This window comes from Acinetobacter albensis, from assembly GCF_900095025.1.
Lineage (GTDB): Bacteria > Pseudomonadota > Gammaproteobacteria > Pseudomonadales > Moraxellaceae > Acinetobacter > Acinetobacter albensis.
On sequence record NZ_FMBK01000012.1, the window covers coordinates 20,546 to 35,497 of the forward strand.

Sequence of the window (14,952 nt, forward strand, 5' to 3'; positions counted from 1 at the left end):
AATTGGTATACATAAAGCTCTAATGGCTTTGGTGATGTCGGCATGCACGAAGATACGAAACACGGCTTTTTGCATTTCTTACTTCCAATAAAAAACCACCCGAAGGTGGTTCTTTTTAATCAGTCTTAAGCTATCAGCCACAAGATGCTTGAACGATAATTTTGGTTTGTGGATCAGTCACAACTGTGACTCTATTAGAACGATAATCTAAAGTGACTGGTTGACCGGGAGAAACCATTCTTACAGTTTCAGCTTTAGTCTTCGTTTTAATCACTGCTTCTGATAAACCAGTTTGCCCAACAAGCTTTGTTGCTTCTTCAGATACACAGTTAGTCATTGTATGTGGCTGTTGAGAAGGCACCTGTTCAGGATGATTTGCACATGCTGTCAATGTAATCGCAGCTAAAATTAAAGATAAATTCTGGATAATTTTCATAAAATTTTGTCTTATCAGGATAAAAAACTAATCATACCGAATAAGAAGGTGTCAACCACAGGCTTGAGAACAATCTCTATACATTCTATTAAATCACATACTTCAAGAAGAAAAGAGAAATCTCTAGATATTTCTATGAGAGGTCTTATGTGTCGTAATTCGTTCGGCAAGTAAAAAAGAAAACGTAGCGAAAGGTATTAAACTTCTTTCAAAGAATCTAGACACACTTTGATCTCTTCATCATCGACCGTGTAATCAATTTCAGTCACACCATGAAAGCCAAGTAGACACTTTAGGAATCGGAGCATGTGTTTCTCCTGACAAAAAAATACCTCCTAGGGAGGAGGCAAAATAAAACCAGAAACTACAGCGATATATTCTATGGCGCACATTTTAAATAAAATTCTTTTTCACTCATTGGCAAAAAATTACAAACATATTCATATTTAAAAAGCCCGATCAATAACCCAGCTTTCGTTGCTATATAAATTAACTTAAACGTTTTGGAATATCTTCAATATTAGATTCTGCATCATTAAGCCTAATCTCAAATAGCTGTATTAAAAATACAGGATATTTAACTTTTTTATTCTTAATCGGTGCAAATGCAGCATCTTTTACAGCATTTACTATCTTTTCATCAAGTTTTTCATTTCCACTACTTCTTTTTAATAGAACTTCATGACTACCATTCTCATCTAGCGTAATTAAAACCTCAGCGTATGCCACCTTATTATCTGGCTTCAAACTCTGATCATTCGCTCCATATGTAAATGGGTTTAAGAGAATATACATTATAAGGTTCAAGAAGTTATACGTGTAGCTTTTGATGAGCCAGTATGGGTGAAAGCTGAGATCCGAAACTTAAGCATGAAAGGTGGTCACTATTATTTAAAGTTGGCTGAAAAAGAAGAAGACACGGATAAAGTGATTGCCAGCTGTAAAGCAACTATATTTCTGGTCGCATCAATATTTCAATAATTTTTTGGCATTCTTCAGATACAGAGAATTCTTTATTATTCCCCAAAGAGCCCTTGGGAGTTTTATTGCTGTAGTTCAGAATTTGTTGGCAGTCTATCTCTTATTCTACTGGCTGATATCTGCCTAGTCTTACGTAGCTGTGCTGTTGTGCGGTCAAATGAATTTAAATCTACAGGTGTTTCCTACATGACTGATGCATGCGTTAGTACACTACGTATCTGTAGCAATTCGTGAAGAATAGTACTGGGCACTACAGGACCAACCTTTACTTTCGGACAATACGTTTTCCTTAAAGCAACATGATCAGATAAATCCAAACTGTTCAATTTCATGATAGACTTTTTAGCGATCGGAAATTTTTTGATTAGCTTTAAGGCATTCACTTTTGTTTTGCTGTAGACCCCTTCTGTTTCATTCAGATATAAATCTATAGCATCAGAAAGCTTTATGCTTTTTTCGTGGTGATTACCGTTTAAGATGTCGGGGTTATTCTCAATTTCGACTTCACGCTTTTTGACCCACTTTTCAGCAATGCGCTTAGTAGTGAAAGTTTTACTTTCTTTATATGCAGGAAAGTTTTTACGGTTAATGCGTATTTCAGCTCTGTATCTTAAAGTACCGTCTGAGAGTGATCTTTGAACTAGAGTTCCCATAAAAATTTACGCCTTGAGCATTTTTTCATTATGGCGTAAATCAGGGCGTAAATATAATCGGGTTCGCACAGCTAAAGTGGTGTTTACATAGGTTCAAACGCATACTAGACTATCAATCAAAGTATTGTTTTTGATGGAAAATTTGTAAATTACTGAAATTTAATAATATTGATATTCAAAGGTGGAACTTATGTTGCAGTGGTTTGAAAAACTCGTCAATCCTTATCCTTCTAAAGGTTTAAACGAACCACTTCCAACCCGTTTTTTTCCTTTTGTATGGCAAGCGGCTACCGGCGTTCGTCCTTATTTGTTATTGCTGGTATTGTTCACGGCTGGTGCTGCCAGCTTTGAAGCAATTCTGTACGCAAAAATTGGTGACCTCGTAAACTGGCTAAGCAAAAGTCAACCCGAAACCTTTTTAGCCCAACATACTCAAAATTTGACTTTATTGGTGTGTATTTTATTTGCCAATATTTTCTTTTCAAGTTTTCAGTCGATTATTAAACATCAAATTCTGTTTAGCACATTTCCTATGCGTCTACGTTGGCGCTTTCATAATTTATTATTACAGCAAAGTTTAGATTTTTTTCATAATGATTTTGCAGGTCGTTTATCTGCCAAAGTGATGCAAACCTCGCTTGCAGTACGTGAATTTTGGGTGATTTTGGGTGATATGCTGGCCTATGTTTTTATTTACTTTGTGACCATTAGTTTGGTATTGGGTGCTATTTCTCCAATTCTGCTTATACCGTTAATGCTTTGGTTATTTTTATTCGTAGCGGCTGCTTGTTTTTTTATCCCACGTTTAAGTCGAATTTCAAATAAACAAGCTGATGCTAGAGCTATCATGACGGGGCGTGTCACAGATGCTTATACCAATATTCAAACGGTTAAGCTCTTTGCGCATGCAGGACGTGAAAGTCAATATGCCAAAGAATCGATGCAAGGTTTTATGCTCACAGTTTATCAGCAAATGCGTTTGGGGGTCCAGTACGAAATTAGTATTAATTTGCTCAGTGTCGTTTTATATGTGGGTGTTTTGGGTACAGCCATTTGGCTCTGGATGAATGGACAAGCAGAACTGGGTATTATTGCCGCAACCACAGCCATGATTTTGAAACTCAACAGCATTGCTGAATTTATGATGTGGCAAACCTCTGCTCTCTTTGAAAATGTCGGCACGATTCAGGATGGGATGAAAACACTAGGTCGCCCTATCAAAATTCAAGATAAAGAAAATGCCCAACCTTTAGAGGTGAAAAAAGGTGAAATTAAATTCGATCAAGTCAGTTTCGCTTATAACAATAAAAATGTGATTGATCAGTTAAATTTAACCATTCGGCCTGGTGAAAAAATTGGGATTGTCGGTCGCTCTGGTGCAGGTAAATCGACTCTTATTCAATTGTTATTACATTTTTATGAAATTAATGAAGGTCGTATTTCAATTGATGGACAAAACATTGAAGATGTCACTCAAGATAGCTTGCGTAAAAACATTGCTTTAGTAACTCAAGATACCTCTTTACTGCATCGTACCGTATCTGAAAATATTAAATATGGTCGTCCAAATGCCAGCGATGAAGAAATGTTTGCAGCAGTGCGTAAAGCCAAAGCTGAAGACTTTATTCCTCAACTGACAGATTTGCGTGGTAAATCGGGTTATGAAGCTTATGTCGGTGAACGTGGTGTTAAACTTTCAGGTGGCCAACGCCAGCGAATTGCCATCGCCCGAGTTTTCTTAAAAGATGCACCTATTTTAATTTTAGATGAAGCCACCAGCGCGTTAGACTCAGAAGTTGAAGCAGCAATTCAGTCCAGTTTAGATGATTTAATGCAAGACAAAACCGTGATTGCAATTGCGCACCGACTCTCAACTATCGCCCAAATGGATCGCTTAATTGTACTCGATGAAGGTAAAATTGCTGAACAAGGCACACACGATGAATTGGTTGCTTTAAATGGTATTTATGCACATTTATGGCAAAGACAGACTGGTGGTTTCTTAATTGAGCAACAGGCTTTGAAGAAAAAGGAAATGGATTAATGTTGTATTTGGAAGACATAAAATTGGGAGATCGTTTTATTAGTCGTAAATATAAAATGACATTAGAGGAAATCCAGCAATTCGCTCATGCTTTTGATCCACAAGTATTTCATACCGATGAAGAACAGGCCAAAGACCATCCTATTTTTCAAGGGATTGCTGCAAGTGGCTGGCATACGTCTGCGGTCACTATGCGTTTATGGACAGAATGTTTTCCAGTTGCCTATGGACTGATTGGTTCAGAGTCAACTATTCGCTGGCCACGTCCTACACGCCCAAATGATTACATTCATGTTGAAGTAGAAATTGTCGAAATTACGCCATCAAAAACTAAAAATGATCGAGCGATCGTGAGCTATCTGACTCAGACCCTTAATCAAAATAGAGAGGTTGTGCTGATTTCAATAACTAAAATTGTGGTTTTTAAAAGAGAATTTAGTGCTGTCTCATTATAAGACTTTAGAATTATTGTCGAACAATTTTATGAACAGACTATTTTTTTTATGCCAAGATGCAAGTGAATATTTAAAAAAACGAATGAGTGCAAATGGATAGCGCATGAAAACGATTTCTCCAAAACAAGATCAGGGAATACCAGGAGTGTACGGTTTACTCCTATTAGATGTGGTGTCTCGTTGGGGTTACAATGCAGAAGCATTATTTAGTCCTTTTCAATTAAACAGCGAACAATTGGCTGAACCGAATTATCGCCTTCCTACGCCTGTGGCAAATGAGCTGATTAAACACGCGCTACGCTTAACTGGAGAGCCGACGCTAGGTTTCCATTTGGGCACACAAATGCGTATTTCTATTCATGGCTTTATTGGCTATGCCATTATGACCGCGCATAATACAACTGAAGCTTTGGTTTTGGCAAACCGATTTATTCAGTTACGTATGCCCTTTTTACAACTTTATTTTTCAACTTTTGGTGAGAAAGCCACATTACAATTACAATGTGACTTTGATCTTGAGCCATTAAGGACTGAAATTACCATTGCTTTAACTCTTGGCATCATCACGATGGCTAAAGCTTTGACAGGTAGTGATGATTTATCGGCTGATATCGATTTTGACTTTCCTCAACCTTCAGGTTTTGAACGTTATATTACAAAATTTCCTTCGCACAATTTCCGTTTTGAACAGCCACATCTTTTATCAAGTTTCGATAAAAAATTCTTAAATTTAAAAATGGTAAATGCAGACCCGATTGCCAGTCAAATTGCGATTAACCAATGTGAAGCGGAATTATCAGCTTTAGGTGAACGACGCCGTCTGGCCATGCGCGTACGTGATATTTTGACCCATTCAGAACAGCATTATTTGAGTATTGAACACGTTGCAAGTCGTTTACATATGTCAGATCGAACTCTAAAACGTCAATTGGCTGCCGAGGGCACCACCTTTTCAACTTTGGTGGATGAAGTACGATATCGGCATGCAACATCGCTGCTTTCCCGTACAGATTATACTTTAGAACAAATTGCAGATGAACTTGGCTATAGTGATGTCGCCAATTTTAGTCGAGCATTTAAGCGTTGGAATGGTCGTAGTCCGAGTAATTGGCGTAAAGACCCATATTTATAAACTTTCGTTTTGTTTAAAAACCATGTATAAAACACAGCAAAAATGATGTGAATAATTTAAAGGAGTTATCCATGAACCATCCTTCAGAATTGAAATATGCCGCGACTCACGAATGGGTTAAAATTGAAGGTGATCTGGTCATTACAGGTATTTCTGACCATGCACAGGATGCTTTAGGTGATTTGGTCTATGTTGAAGCCCCAGAAATCGGTCAACATATTACTGCTGGCGAGCAAACAGGTGTCGTCGAATCAGTTAAAACGGCTTCTGATATTCATGCGCCTGTTTCTGGTGAGGTGGTCGAGATTAATTCAGCTTTAGAAGATGATCCAGATTTTGTAAATGATGAACCGTATGGCAAAGGTTGGATTTATAAAATCAAACCGGACAATATGGCAGATGTAGAAAAACTACTCTCCAGCCAAGATTATGAAGCAGGTTTATAAGTCTCTCTTAAACCCATAAAAATCAGCCTATAGGGCTGATTTTTTTAGTATATTTTAATACCTATTGATCAATGTAACTATAATATTTATCTGTTTGATCTTATAAAGATTTAATAGAATGAATTTGCTTGATTTATAACAACTATACTTTTCCACTATAATCATTTAAAATTTGTACAATCTTTCGACTTCTTGTCTTATCCCTCCCAACAACTAAAAATCTATTCCATTATTAATAATATATTTGATAAGCCTGATGAGTCACATCTTTCCTCTGAATTGGATAAATTATGTCTCCTGCTCTCTCTTCTCCTGAGAATACTCAGCCATTGTGGAATAAGTCATTTATATTATGTTTGGCGAATAATCTCTTCTTATTTGTTTTTTATTTTGCACAAACTACAATTTTACCAATTTATATTGTCAATGAATTGGGTGGAAGCTTGGCACAAGCGGGCTTAGCCATGACATTATTTATGGCATCTTCGATTGCAGTTCGCCCTTTTAGTGGATTAATCATTGAAAAATTTGGACGCAAAAAAACGCTTTATGTTTCAGAAGCTTTATTTTGCTTATTTTCTTTTGCCTATTTTTTTGCAGACAACTTAAGCGTACTTTTAGTGGTTCGTTTTTTACATGGAATCTGGTTTAGTATTTTAACCACAGTGACCGTTCCAATTGCCAATGACTTTATTCCTGAAACACGCAAAGGCGAAGGAATGGGTTATTTTGTGATGTCTATTAATTTAGGCATTGTCCTCGGGCCATTATTGGGGCTTACGCTGTTGCTATCACTTTCCTACACCGGCGTAGCAGCTATTCTTGCAGCTATTATCTGTTTAGGTTTTATTTTTTGTTTCATGATTCCGATTCAAAACCCACTCAAGAAAGAATTAGCTTTACACAAACCGCGCTTATCTCTAAATGATTTTATGGAAAAGAAAGCCCTGCCTGTTTCGATTATGGCGATGATTATTTCTTTTTCATACGCCAGCATCATGTCATTTATTTCTACTTTTACAGAATCTAAAAACTTACTGGCATATGCGAGTTTATTTTTTGTGGTATTTGCAATTTCAATGATGAGTCTGCGTCCGTTTACTGGAAAAATTTATGATCGTAAAGGACCCAATTATGTGGTGTACCCTGCGATTACCTTGTTCGCAATAGGATTGATTATTTTAAGTCAGATTAACACCGTCACTGGATTAATGCTTGCTGCTGTATTCATTGGTATGGGATTTGGCTCAGCTCAGCCCTGTTTACAGACGCTTTCTATTCAACGTTCCCCAAAAGATCGGATTGGACATGCCACGTCAACTTTCTTTACTTGTTATGATTTAGGGATCGCTTTGGGTTCTATTTTATTGGGTCTGGTGATTGCTCACCAAGGTTATAGCTTTGCCTATCTGCTCTGTGCATTTATCACAGCACTGAGCTTGGTTTTTTATAAATTATGTGTCGATCGTAAACCCATAATAGTCTAAATATGTCTCGATAAAATATTCCGCGTAATACAATAAAAAAAGCATCCTTCTCAAAATGAAGGATGCTTTTTATAGATTTCAAATGAACTTTAGAAAAATCTAAATCCTAAGCACTTCGTTTTAACGCAGAAGTACGTAATGAATCGGCAATTTCAATTAGAAGCTGTTGGGTTTTATCCCACCCTAAACAACCATCTGTAATGGATTGCCCATAGGTCATCTTCGATGAAATTTTCTGTTGACCATCATTTAGATGACTTTCCAACATCACACCTCGAACATGGCTAAGTGAACGTTCAGCTACAATGGTTCGTAATACTTCTGCTTGCAATAAAGGATTTTTATCACTATTGCCATGGCTACAATCAATAACCAAAGCAGGTAATTCAGTTTTCACTTTTTCTTTAATCTTTTCAATTTCAGTCAAGTGATAATTAGGACCAGCATTAGACCCACGTAAAATCAAATGTGCTTTAGGGTTACCTTCCGATTCTAAAATACACGGCAAACCTGACTGGCTCATGCCCATAAATTGATGCGGATGAGAAGCTGACTGAATCGCATCCAAAGCAATTTGAATAGACCCATCAGTACCATTTTTAAAACCAATGCTATAAGGCATCTGGCTTGAAATTTCACGATGAATTTGTGATTCACTGGTACGTGCACCAATTGCGCCCCAAGCCAATAAATCATCGAAATATGCCGTTGCCATTGGGCTTAAAATTTCAGAAGCAATGGGTAATCCCATTTCTATAATTTGAAGATATAACGCACGAGATTTTTCTAATCCCAATTGCATGTTTGAGGACCCATCTAAATTTGGATCATATAAAAAACCTTTCCAACCTACGGTAGTCCGAGGTTTTTCAATATAAGTACGCATTACGAAGAAGATTTGATCTGCCACTGTGCTTTGTAATTGTTGTAATTTTTTTGCATAGTCTAGTGCAGCAATCGGGTCATGGATTGAACATGGGCCTGTCACAATCATCAAACGTGAGTCGTGACCATCTAAAATATTTTGGATCGTCTGGCGCTGTGCATTAATCTGATGAGCAAGCGTGGAAGACAAAGGCAATTGCGCCTTTAATTGATGAGGCAAACTTAAAATAGTTTCTTTGGTTGTTGTTGGAATATGTTGTAAAGCAGTATTTAAAGCATTCATGGGACTTTCCTAGGGACTTCTTTGAGTCCAATCTTTTATTTGAGCGACATGGGTCTAATGGATTGCGTCATCATTTGACTAAAGTAAAACCAAAAAAAGTTACCCAAGTATGAATAGTTAAATATTTGCATGAGATTACTCCAAAATATAAAAAATAAAGCATAAAAAAACCTGATCAGGGTTGCCGATCAGGTATTAACTGGGTGGGCAACCATTTCTTGCCCGAACGCGTTCAGGCAATTATCTAAATTGCCAAAAGTAATAAGTCGCGTTACGAAGTAATGGTTGCTTTAACATCTTTATTTCTTCAAAAAATATATGTCTATACTTTAAAATACGCGTTATTGATGACTTTGACAAGCGCTTCTTAAAAAATAAGTTTCTGACTGAAAATACCAAATCTATCCGGAACGAATTACTTTTCTAAATAATTCCCTTCCTTCTTAGCATATTTTTATTTATCCAAAGTGAATAGATTGAATTCCATTTACTCTTTTTATTTTTCATTTTATAAAATACTCGGCCCTAATAATATTTAATTAATAACATTATAAAACAGTACCTTAATAATCAATTAAAAATTTAAATCTTAACTTATTTACAAAAAGAAACAATTTAACAGTTTACGACTCTCCACCAAAAACAAAACTTTATTTTATATATATCATTAATTTATGTTATAAATAATTTTTTTAATACACCAATATTACGATATACGTAATTAAATTATGTATTGAATAATTATTTCACCTTGTTATCATGAAAAAATGTAGTGTCTTTCTCGTGTTCCGAGATACTTTTAAGCAATAGCTGAGACGAGAAAGACAGAATCAGACAAACGGATTTGTCATAAAAATTTAAATCATTGCTATGGCTTATTCGTTTGTTTAATGATCAAAAAATTTAAAAAGTGGGCAATAGGATTGCTTGAAAAAATGAGGATGTTGTATGAATAAGCTAGCGAACCCATTAGAACTCTGTGGATTTGAATTTATTGAATTCGTATCTAAGGATGGAGATCTAGACGAAATTTTTCAAACGATAGGTTTCACGCAAGTCGCTAAGCATAAATCAAAAAATGTGTATTTATGGCGTCAAGGCAATATCAATATTATTCTCAATTATCAACCTGAATCATATGCAGCATACTTTTTTAAAGAACATGGCCCTTCTGCCTGTGCTATGGGATTTAGAACCAAAGATGCAGCCAAAGCATTTAATCAAGCCATTCAATTGGGTGCTGAACCGATTTATTCAAAAATTGGCCCCATGGAGCTGAATATTCCAGCAATTAAAGGCATTGGTGGTTCACCTATTTTCTTGGTCGATCGTGATATTTATCAAAGTGATTTTATTTTCTTTAACGATGTGCCCTTAAATCCAGTTGGAACAGGCTTAAAAGAGATCGATCATTTAACCCATAATGTCTATAAAGGTCGTATGCAATATTGGGCAGATTTTTATGAAAATATTTTCAATTTTCAGGAAGTTCGCTATTTCGATATTAAAGGTGAATATACGGGTTTAACTTCAAAAGCCCTCACAGCACCAGATGGAAAAATCCGTATTCCATTGAATGAAGATTCAGACAAAGGAAATGGTCAAATTGCCGAATTTTTAAATGATTTTAATGGTGAAGGCATTCAACATATTGCATTTATTACTGATGACTTAATTGGTACATGGGACAAATTAAAAGCATTGGGTGCGAAATTTATGACTCCACCACCGCAAACCTACTATGAAATGTTGCCAGAACGTTTACCTAATCATGGCGAGCCTACTGAAGAATTGCAAAAGCGTGGCATTTTACTTGATGGCAATACGCAAAATGATGACAAGCGCCTATTGTTGCAAATATTTTCTGAAAATATGTTAGGTCCTGTATTTTTTGAATTTATTCAACGTAAAGATGATGATGGTTTTGGTGAAGGAAACTTCAAGGCTTTATTTGAATCCATTGAGCGTGATCAAATTAAACGTGGTGTTTTAGATATTTCCAACGCTTAGTTGCACGATTATAAATCAATTTTCTTATGCATTTGAGCTGTTCGGTGCATAAGAAACTCAGCTTTAATATAAAATATTGTTAATAAAATTTCTGATATTGCTCTGATGATTTAATAACATCATTATTTTAAAATATTAATCATGATCGAGTGAGCACTATCTCAACAGGGATGAAGATAGAAGATGCAGCAAATTGAACAAGGAAACCTCAAAAAAGGTTTAAGTAACCGTCACATCCAACTAATTGCACTGGGTGGCTCTATTGGAACAGGTTTATTTCTTGGTATTGCCCAGACCATTAAACTTGCTGGCCCTTCCGTTATTTTAGGTTATGCCATTGCTGGGCTTATTGCTTTTTTAATGATGCGCCAATTGGGAGAAATGATTGTAGAAGAACCTGTAAGTGGTTCTTTTAGCCATTTTGCTTACAAATATTGGGGCAAATTTGCTGGCTTTATGTCTGGCTGGAATTATTGGGTGCTGAATATTTTGGTCTGTATGGCCGAATTAAGCGCGATTGGTTTATATATTCATTATTGGTGGCCTGAAATTCCAACTTGGGTTTCAGCACTGGGATTCTTTATTTTCATTAACTTAATTAATCTTTTACATGTCAAGTTATTTGGTGAAATGGAATTTTGGTTAGCCATTATTAAAGTTCTAGCGATTGTTGCCATGATTGCTTTTGGCAGCTATTTACTGGCGACTGGCAGTGGTGGTACACAATCTAATTTACACAACTTATGGGCACTCGGCGGATTTTTTCCCAATGGTGTCATGGGCCTTGTGATGGCGATGGCCATGATTATGTTTGCATTTGGTGGAATTGAACTGGTCGGAATTGCGGCGGCAGAAACAGACAATCCACAAAAAACCTTACCCAAAGCAGTCAATCAAATCGTCTATCGTGTCCTTTTATTTTATATCCTGAGTTTGGTCATTATTTTATCGCTGTACCCTTGGAACCAAATGGCGCAAGGCGGCAGTCCTTTTGTACTTATTTTTGATTCTTTGGGCAGTCAAACGGTAGCAACCATTTTAAATTTTGTGGTATTAACTGCGGCTGTTTCGGTTTATAACAGCACCAATTATTGCACCAGTCGCATGTTGCTCGGTTTAGCTCAACAAGGTAATGCACCTCAATTTTTAAGTAAAATTAATCGACGCGGTATCCCTGTCAATGCGGTTATGGTTTCGGCATTTTTTACGCTCATGTGTGTACTCATTAATTATCTTTTTCCTGAAAAAGCATTTAACCTGCTCATGATGTTAGTGGTTGCTGCGATTGTGATTAACTGGGTGGTCATTTCGTACACACATTTAAAATTTAAGAAGCATATGATTTCAATTCATGCTCCTACACAGTTTCCAAGTATTGCCTATCCTTTCACTAACTATTTATGCATTATATTTATGTGCGGTATTTTGCTGATTATGAGCCACACTCCGGACATGCGTATTGCAGTCATGATGATACCTGTTTGGATTTCAGTGCTTTTAGTGGCTTATTTTTTCAAAAATAAAAAAATAACAGCCAATCAGTTGGCATTAAAAGATAAAATGCGCTCTATAACCAAAGCTTGATTTGTTTACTACATACAACGAAGGATGTTTTCATGTTCCAACATGTTGATACTTATGCAGGTGATCCGATTCTTTCTTTAATGGAAGAGTTTGGCAAAGATGAACGGACACAAAAAGTTAATTTAAGTATTGGGCTGTATTACAACGAGGAAAATATTGTTCCTCAGTTAAATGCGGTTAAAACTGCGTATCAAAATATTGAAGCCAATAATGATCAGGTAAAACTGTATTTACCTATGGATGGTTTGAAATCCTATAATCAAGCCACTCAACTGCTACTCTTAGGTCAAGATAGTTCTGCGCGTCGTGATGGTCGTGCGGTGACCATTCAAACTTTAGGTGGTTCTGGTGCGCTGAAAGTAGGTGCAGACTTTTTAAAGAAATATTTTCCTCATTCTGATCTTTGGGTCAGCCAACCGACGTGGGAAAACCATATCGCCATCTTTAATGGTGCTGGTATTCAGACTCATTTTTATCCTTATTTTGATGCAGAAACCAATGGTGTGAATGTTACTGCAATGTTGGAAACATTAACGACACTTCCTGCAAAAAGTATTGTGTTGCTACACCCTTGTTGCCATAACCCAACGGGTGCAGACTTAATGCCTGCTGAATGGGATCAGGTCATTGAAGTATTAAAAAAACAAGATCTTATTCCATTCTTGGATATTGCTTATCAAGGTTTTGGTCAAGGTTTAGAGCAAGATGCTTATGCCATCCGAGCTTTAGATCAATCAGGTATGAATTTTATTGTCAGTAATTCATTCTCTAAAATTTTCTCACTCTATGGTGAGCGCATTGGTGGTTTAACTTTTGTTTGCGATGAACAAAGCACTGCTCAAAAAGTTTTAGGTCAATTAAAAGCAACAGTGCGTCGTATTTACTCAAGCCCTCCAACTACGGGTGCTTTGTTAGTCAATAATGTCCTAAATGATGCAAAGCTTACTGCTCAATGGCAAGCTGAGCTGACCGAAATGCGTGAACGTATTATTAAAATGCGTCATTTGTTAAATAAGAAATTAAGCCAAGCTTTGCCTGAACGTGACTTTAGTTATTTGGTTAAACAACAAGGAATGTTTAGCTATACAGGTTTAACAGCAGAACAAGTCGATATTTTAAAAGATCAATACGGCATTTATTTACTGCGCAGTGGTCGTATGTGTGCCGCAGGTCTAAATTTGAGTAATATTGATTATGTGGCCAATTCTGTTGCTGAAGTGATTAAAGCGACAGCACATCAAGCTATCGCTTAAATATGAATAATAAAAAAACGGGCTAATTGCCCGTTTTTTTATTTTAAATGATGACTAAATTAATCTTTAAAATGAATCACAGAACGAATAGATTTGCCTTCATGCATTAAATCAAATGCTTCATTAATTTTATCTAAACCCATGGTATGGGTTACGAAAGGCTCAAGCTGAATGTTTCCTTGCATCGCATCTTCAACCATTTTAGGCAGTTGAGAACGACCTTTTACACCACCGAAAGCAGTCCCTTTCCAAGTTCGCCCAGTCACCAACTGAAATGGGCGAGTCGATATTTCTTGACCCGCACCCGCTACGCCAATAATGACTGATTGTCCCCAACCACGATGCGCACATTCAAGCGCGGAACGCATCACATTGACATTCCCAATACATTCAAATGAATGGTCAACACCCCAACCTGTCATTTCGACAATCACTTCTTGAATCGGTTTGTCATAATCTTTTGGATTTAAGAAATCTGTTGCACCAAACTCTTCGGCTAGTTTAAATTTTTCATTGTTCATATCAATAACAATAATACGGCCAGCTTTCGCTTGACGCGCACCTTGTACCACCGCCAAACCAATACCGCCTAAACCAAAAACAGCAACGCTATCGCCTTCCTGTACTTTAGCCGTATTATGCACTGCTCCAATGCCTGTGGTAACGCCACAACCCAATAAACAAACCTGTTCAGGATTGGCATCAGGGTTAATTTTTGCTAAAGATACTTCGGCAACCACCGTATATTCACTAAATGTTGAACACCCCATATAGTGGTAAATCGGTTCACCCTGATAAGAAAAACGTGTAGTGCCATCTGGCATTACGCCTTTTCCTTGCGTAGCACGAACTGCAACGCAAAGATTGGTTTTTCCAGATTTACAAAACAGGCATTCACCACATTCTGCCGTATAAAGTGGAATCACATGATCACCTGCTTTTACACTGGTAACGCCTTCACCCACTTCAACCACAATTCCTGCACCTTCATGACCGAGTACTGCTGGAAAAACACCTTCAGGATCATCGCCTGACAAAGTGAATGCATCAGTATGGCACACACCTGTATGGGTGATTTTAACTAACACTTCACCCGCTTTGGGTGGAGCAACATCAATTTCAACAATTTTCAATGGTTGGCCTGGACCAAATGCAACCGCAGCACGTGACTTTATCAATTGACCCTTCCTTATTCAGTTTTTAAAAAAATGAGTTTTTTAACAGATGAGCTACATTAACCGTTTTTTATTATAAGATTCAACCTTTAACAACATGATAATATCCAGTGATAACAGGATGACCT

At 36.9% G+C, this 14,952-nt stretch carries 12 protein-coding genes and 2 pseudogenes; 9 read left to right on the forward strand and 5 right to left on the reverse strand.

Features of this window, described 5'->3' with window-relative positions; translation table 11 throughout:
• Positions 1-133: 133 nt before the first annotated feature.
• Both GA0116959_RS10675 and GA0116959_RS10680 read right to left on the reverse strand, forming a co-directional pair.
• A pseudogene (locus GA0116959_RS10675) lies at positions 134-331 on the reverse strand (I78 family peptidase inhibitor); the annotation flags it as partial.
• A gap of 594 nt (positions 332-925) precedes the next feature.
• Complete coding sequence (locus GA0116959_RS10680; RefSeq protein ID WP_171256909.1) at positions 926-1,183, reverse strand: energy transducer TonB family protein; 258 nt, start codon at positions 1,181-1,183, stop codon at positions 926-928.
• 42 nt (positions 1,184-1,225) lie between these two features.
• On the opposite strand from GA0116959_RS10680, the pseudogene GA0116959_RS10685 reads away from it, so the two are divergent.
• Positions 1,226-1,393, forward strand: a pseudogene (locus GA0116959_RS10685) (exodeoxyribonuclease VII large subunit); the annotation flags it as partial.
• A 206-nt stretch (positions 1,394-1,599) separates the two neighbouring features.
• Here GA0116959_RS10685 and GA0116959_RS10690 read toward each other — a convergent pair.
• Positions 1,600-2,070 (reverse strand): hypothetical protein, encoded by a 471-nt coding sequence (locus GA0116959_RS10690; RefSeq protein ID WP_092720681.1) that lies wholly within the window; start codon positions 2,068-2,070, stop codon positions 1,600-1,602.
• Between the two features lie 190 nt (positions 2,071-2,260).
• Here GA0116959_RS10690 and GA0116959_RS10695 point away from each other — a divergent pair, with 190 nt between their 5' ends.
• The 5 genes from GA0116959_RS10695 (at position 2,261) to GA0116959_RS10715 (ending at position 7,634) form a co-directional block, all read left to right on the forward strand.
• Positions 2,261-4,114: an ABC transporter ATP-binding protein gene (locus GA0116959_RS10695; RefSeq protein ID WP_092720682.1), complete on the forward strand. Its 1,854-nt coding sequence runs from the start codon at positions 2,261-2,263 to the stop codon at positions 4,112-4,114.
• Complete coding sequence (locus tag GA0116959_RS10700; protein ID WP_092720683.1) at positions 4,114-4,569, forward strand: MaoC family dehydratase; 456 nt, start codon at positions 4,114-4,116, stop codon at positions 4,567-4,569. The genes GA0116959_RS10695 and GA0116959_RS10700 overlap by 1 nt, the downstream gene beginning before the upstream one ends.
• A 103-nt stretch (positions 4,570-4,672) precedes the next feature.
• Positions 4,673-5,701, forward strand: coding sequence for a helix-turn-helix domain-containing protein (locus GA0116959_RS10705; RefSeq protein WP_092720684.1), 1,029 nt, complete (start codon positions 4,673-4,675; stop codon positions 5,699-5,701).
• A gap of 71 nt (positions 5,702-5,772) precedes the next feature.
• A complete protein-coding gene (gcvH, locus tag GA0116959_RS10710; protein ID WP_053577863.1) occupies positions 5,773-6,147 on the forward strand; it encodes a glycine cleavage system protein GcvH in 375 nt (124 codons plus the stop codon).
• A 290-nt stretch (positions 6,148-6,437) separates the two neighbouring features.
• Complete coding sequence (locus tag GA0116959_RS10715; protein WP_092720685.1) at positions 6,438-7,634, forward strand: MFS transporter; 1,197 nt, start codon at positions 6,438-6,440, stop codon at positions 7,632-7,634.
• A gap of 106 nt (positions 7,635-7,740) precedes the next feature.
• Here the strand turns inward: GA0116959_RS10715 and GA0116959_RS10720 are convergent, their stop codons facing one another.
• Positions 7,741-8,802: a 3-deoxy-7-phosphoheptulonate synthase gene (locus tag GA0116959_RS10720; RefSeq protein ID WP_092720686.1), complete on the reverse strand. Its 1,062-nt coding sequence runs from the start codon at positions 8,800-8,802 to the stop codon at positions 7,741-7,743.
• Between the two features lie 948 nt (positions 8,803-9,750).
• Between GA0116959_RS10720 and hppD the strand changes: the two genes are divergently transcribed.
• The 3 genes from hppD to GA0116959_RS10735 all read left to right on the forward strand — a co-directional run bounded on the left by hppD (position 9,751) and on the right by GA0116959_RS10735 (position 13,649).
• Positions 9,751-10,812, forward strand: a complete 1,062-nt coding sequence (gene hppD / locus GA0116959_RS10725; protein WP_053577860.1) for a 4-hydroxyphenylpyruvate dioxygenase — start codon at positions 9,751-9,753, stop codon at positions 10,810-10,812.
• A 183-nt stretch (positions 10,813-10,995) separates the two neighbouring features.
• Entirely contained in the window at positions 10,996-12,396 is a 1,401-nt protein-coding gene (locus GA0116959_RS10730; RefSeq protein ID WP_092720687.1) for an amino acid permease, read from the forward strand.
• Positions 12,397-12,428: 32 nt separating this feature from the next.
• Positions 12,429-13,649 carry an amino acid aminotransferase gene (locus GA0116959_RS10735; protein WP_092720688.1) on the forward strand — a complete coding sequence of 407 codons (1,221 nt, stop codon included), beginning with the start codon at positions 12,429-12,431 and terminating at the stop codon, positions 13,647-13,649.
• A gap of 59 nt (positions 13,650-13,708) precedes the next feature.
• Here the strand turns inward: GA0116959_RS10735 and GA0116959_RS10740 are convergent, their stop codons facing one another.
• On the reverse strand, positions 13,709-14,824 hold the full coding sequence (locus tag GA0116959_RS10740) for an S-(hydroxymethyl)glutathione dehydrogenase/class III alcohol dehydrogenase (RefSeq protein WP_053580203.1): 1,116 nt from the start codon (positions 14,822-14,824) through the stop codon (positions 13,709-13,711).
• Between the last annotated feature and the right edge of the window lie 128 nt (positions 14,825-14,952).

Bases quoted from the DNA above. Each gene is read 5' to 3' on its own strand.
- GA0116959_RS10690 (WP_092720681.1), bottom strand. From the start codon at position 2,070: ATGGGAACTCTAGTTCAAAGATCACTCTCAGACGGTACTTTAAGATAC.
- GA0116959_RS10695 (WP_092720682.1), top strand. From the start codon at position 2,261: ATGTTGCAGTGGTTTGAAAAACTCGTCAATCCTTATCCTTCTAAAGGT.
- GA0116959_RS10700 (WP_092720683.1), top strand. From the start codon at position 4,114: ATGTTGTATTTGGAAGACATAAAATTGGGAGATCGTTTTATTAGTCGT.
- GA0116959_RS10705 (WP_092720684.1), top strand. From the start codon at position 4,673: ATGAAAACGATTTCTCCAAAACAAGATCAGGGAATACCAGGAGTGTAC.
- gcvH (WP_053577863.1), top strand. From the start codon at position 5,773: ATGAACCATCCTTCAGAATTGAAATATGCCGCGACTCACGAATGGGTT.
- GA0116959_RS10715 (WP_092720685.1), top strand. From the start codon at position 6,438: ATGTCTCCTGCTCTCTCTTCTCCTGAGAATACTCAGCCATTGTGGAAT.
- GA0116959_RS10720 (WP_092720686.1), bottom strand. From the start codon at position 8,802: ATGAATGCTTTAAATACTGCTTTACAACATATTCCAACAACAACCAAA.
- hppD (WP_053577860.1), top strand. From the start codon at position 9,751: ATGAATAAGCTAGCGAACCCATTAGAACTCTGTGGATTTGAATTTATT.
- GA0116959_RS10730 (WP_092720687.1), top strand. From the start codon at position 10,996: ATGCAGCAAATTGAACAAGGAAACCTCAAAAAAGGTTTAAGTAACCGT.
- GA0116959_RS10735 (WP_092720688.1), top strand. From the start codon at position 12,429: ATGTTCCAACATGTTGATACTTATGCAGGTGATCCGATTCTTTCTTTA.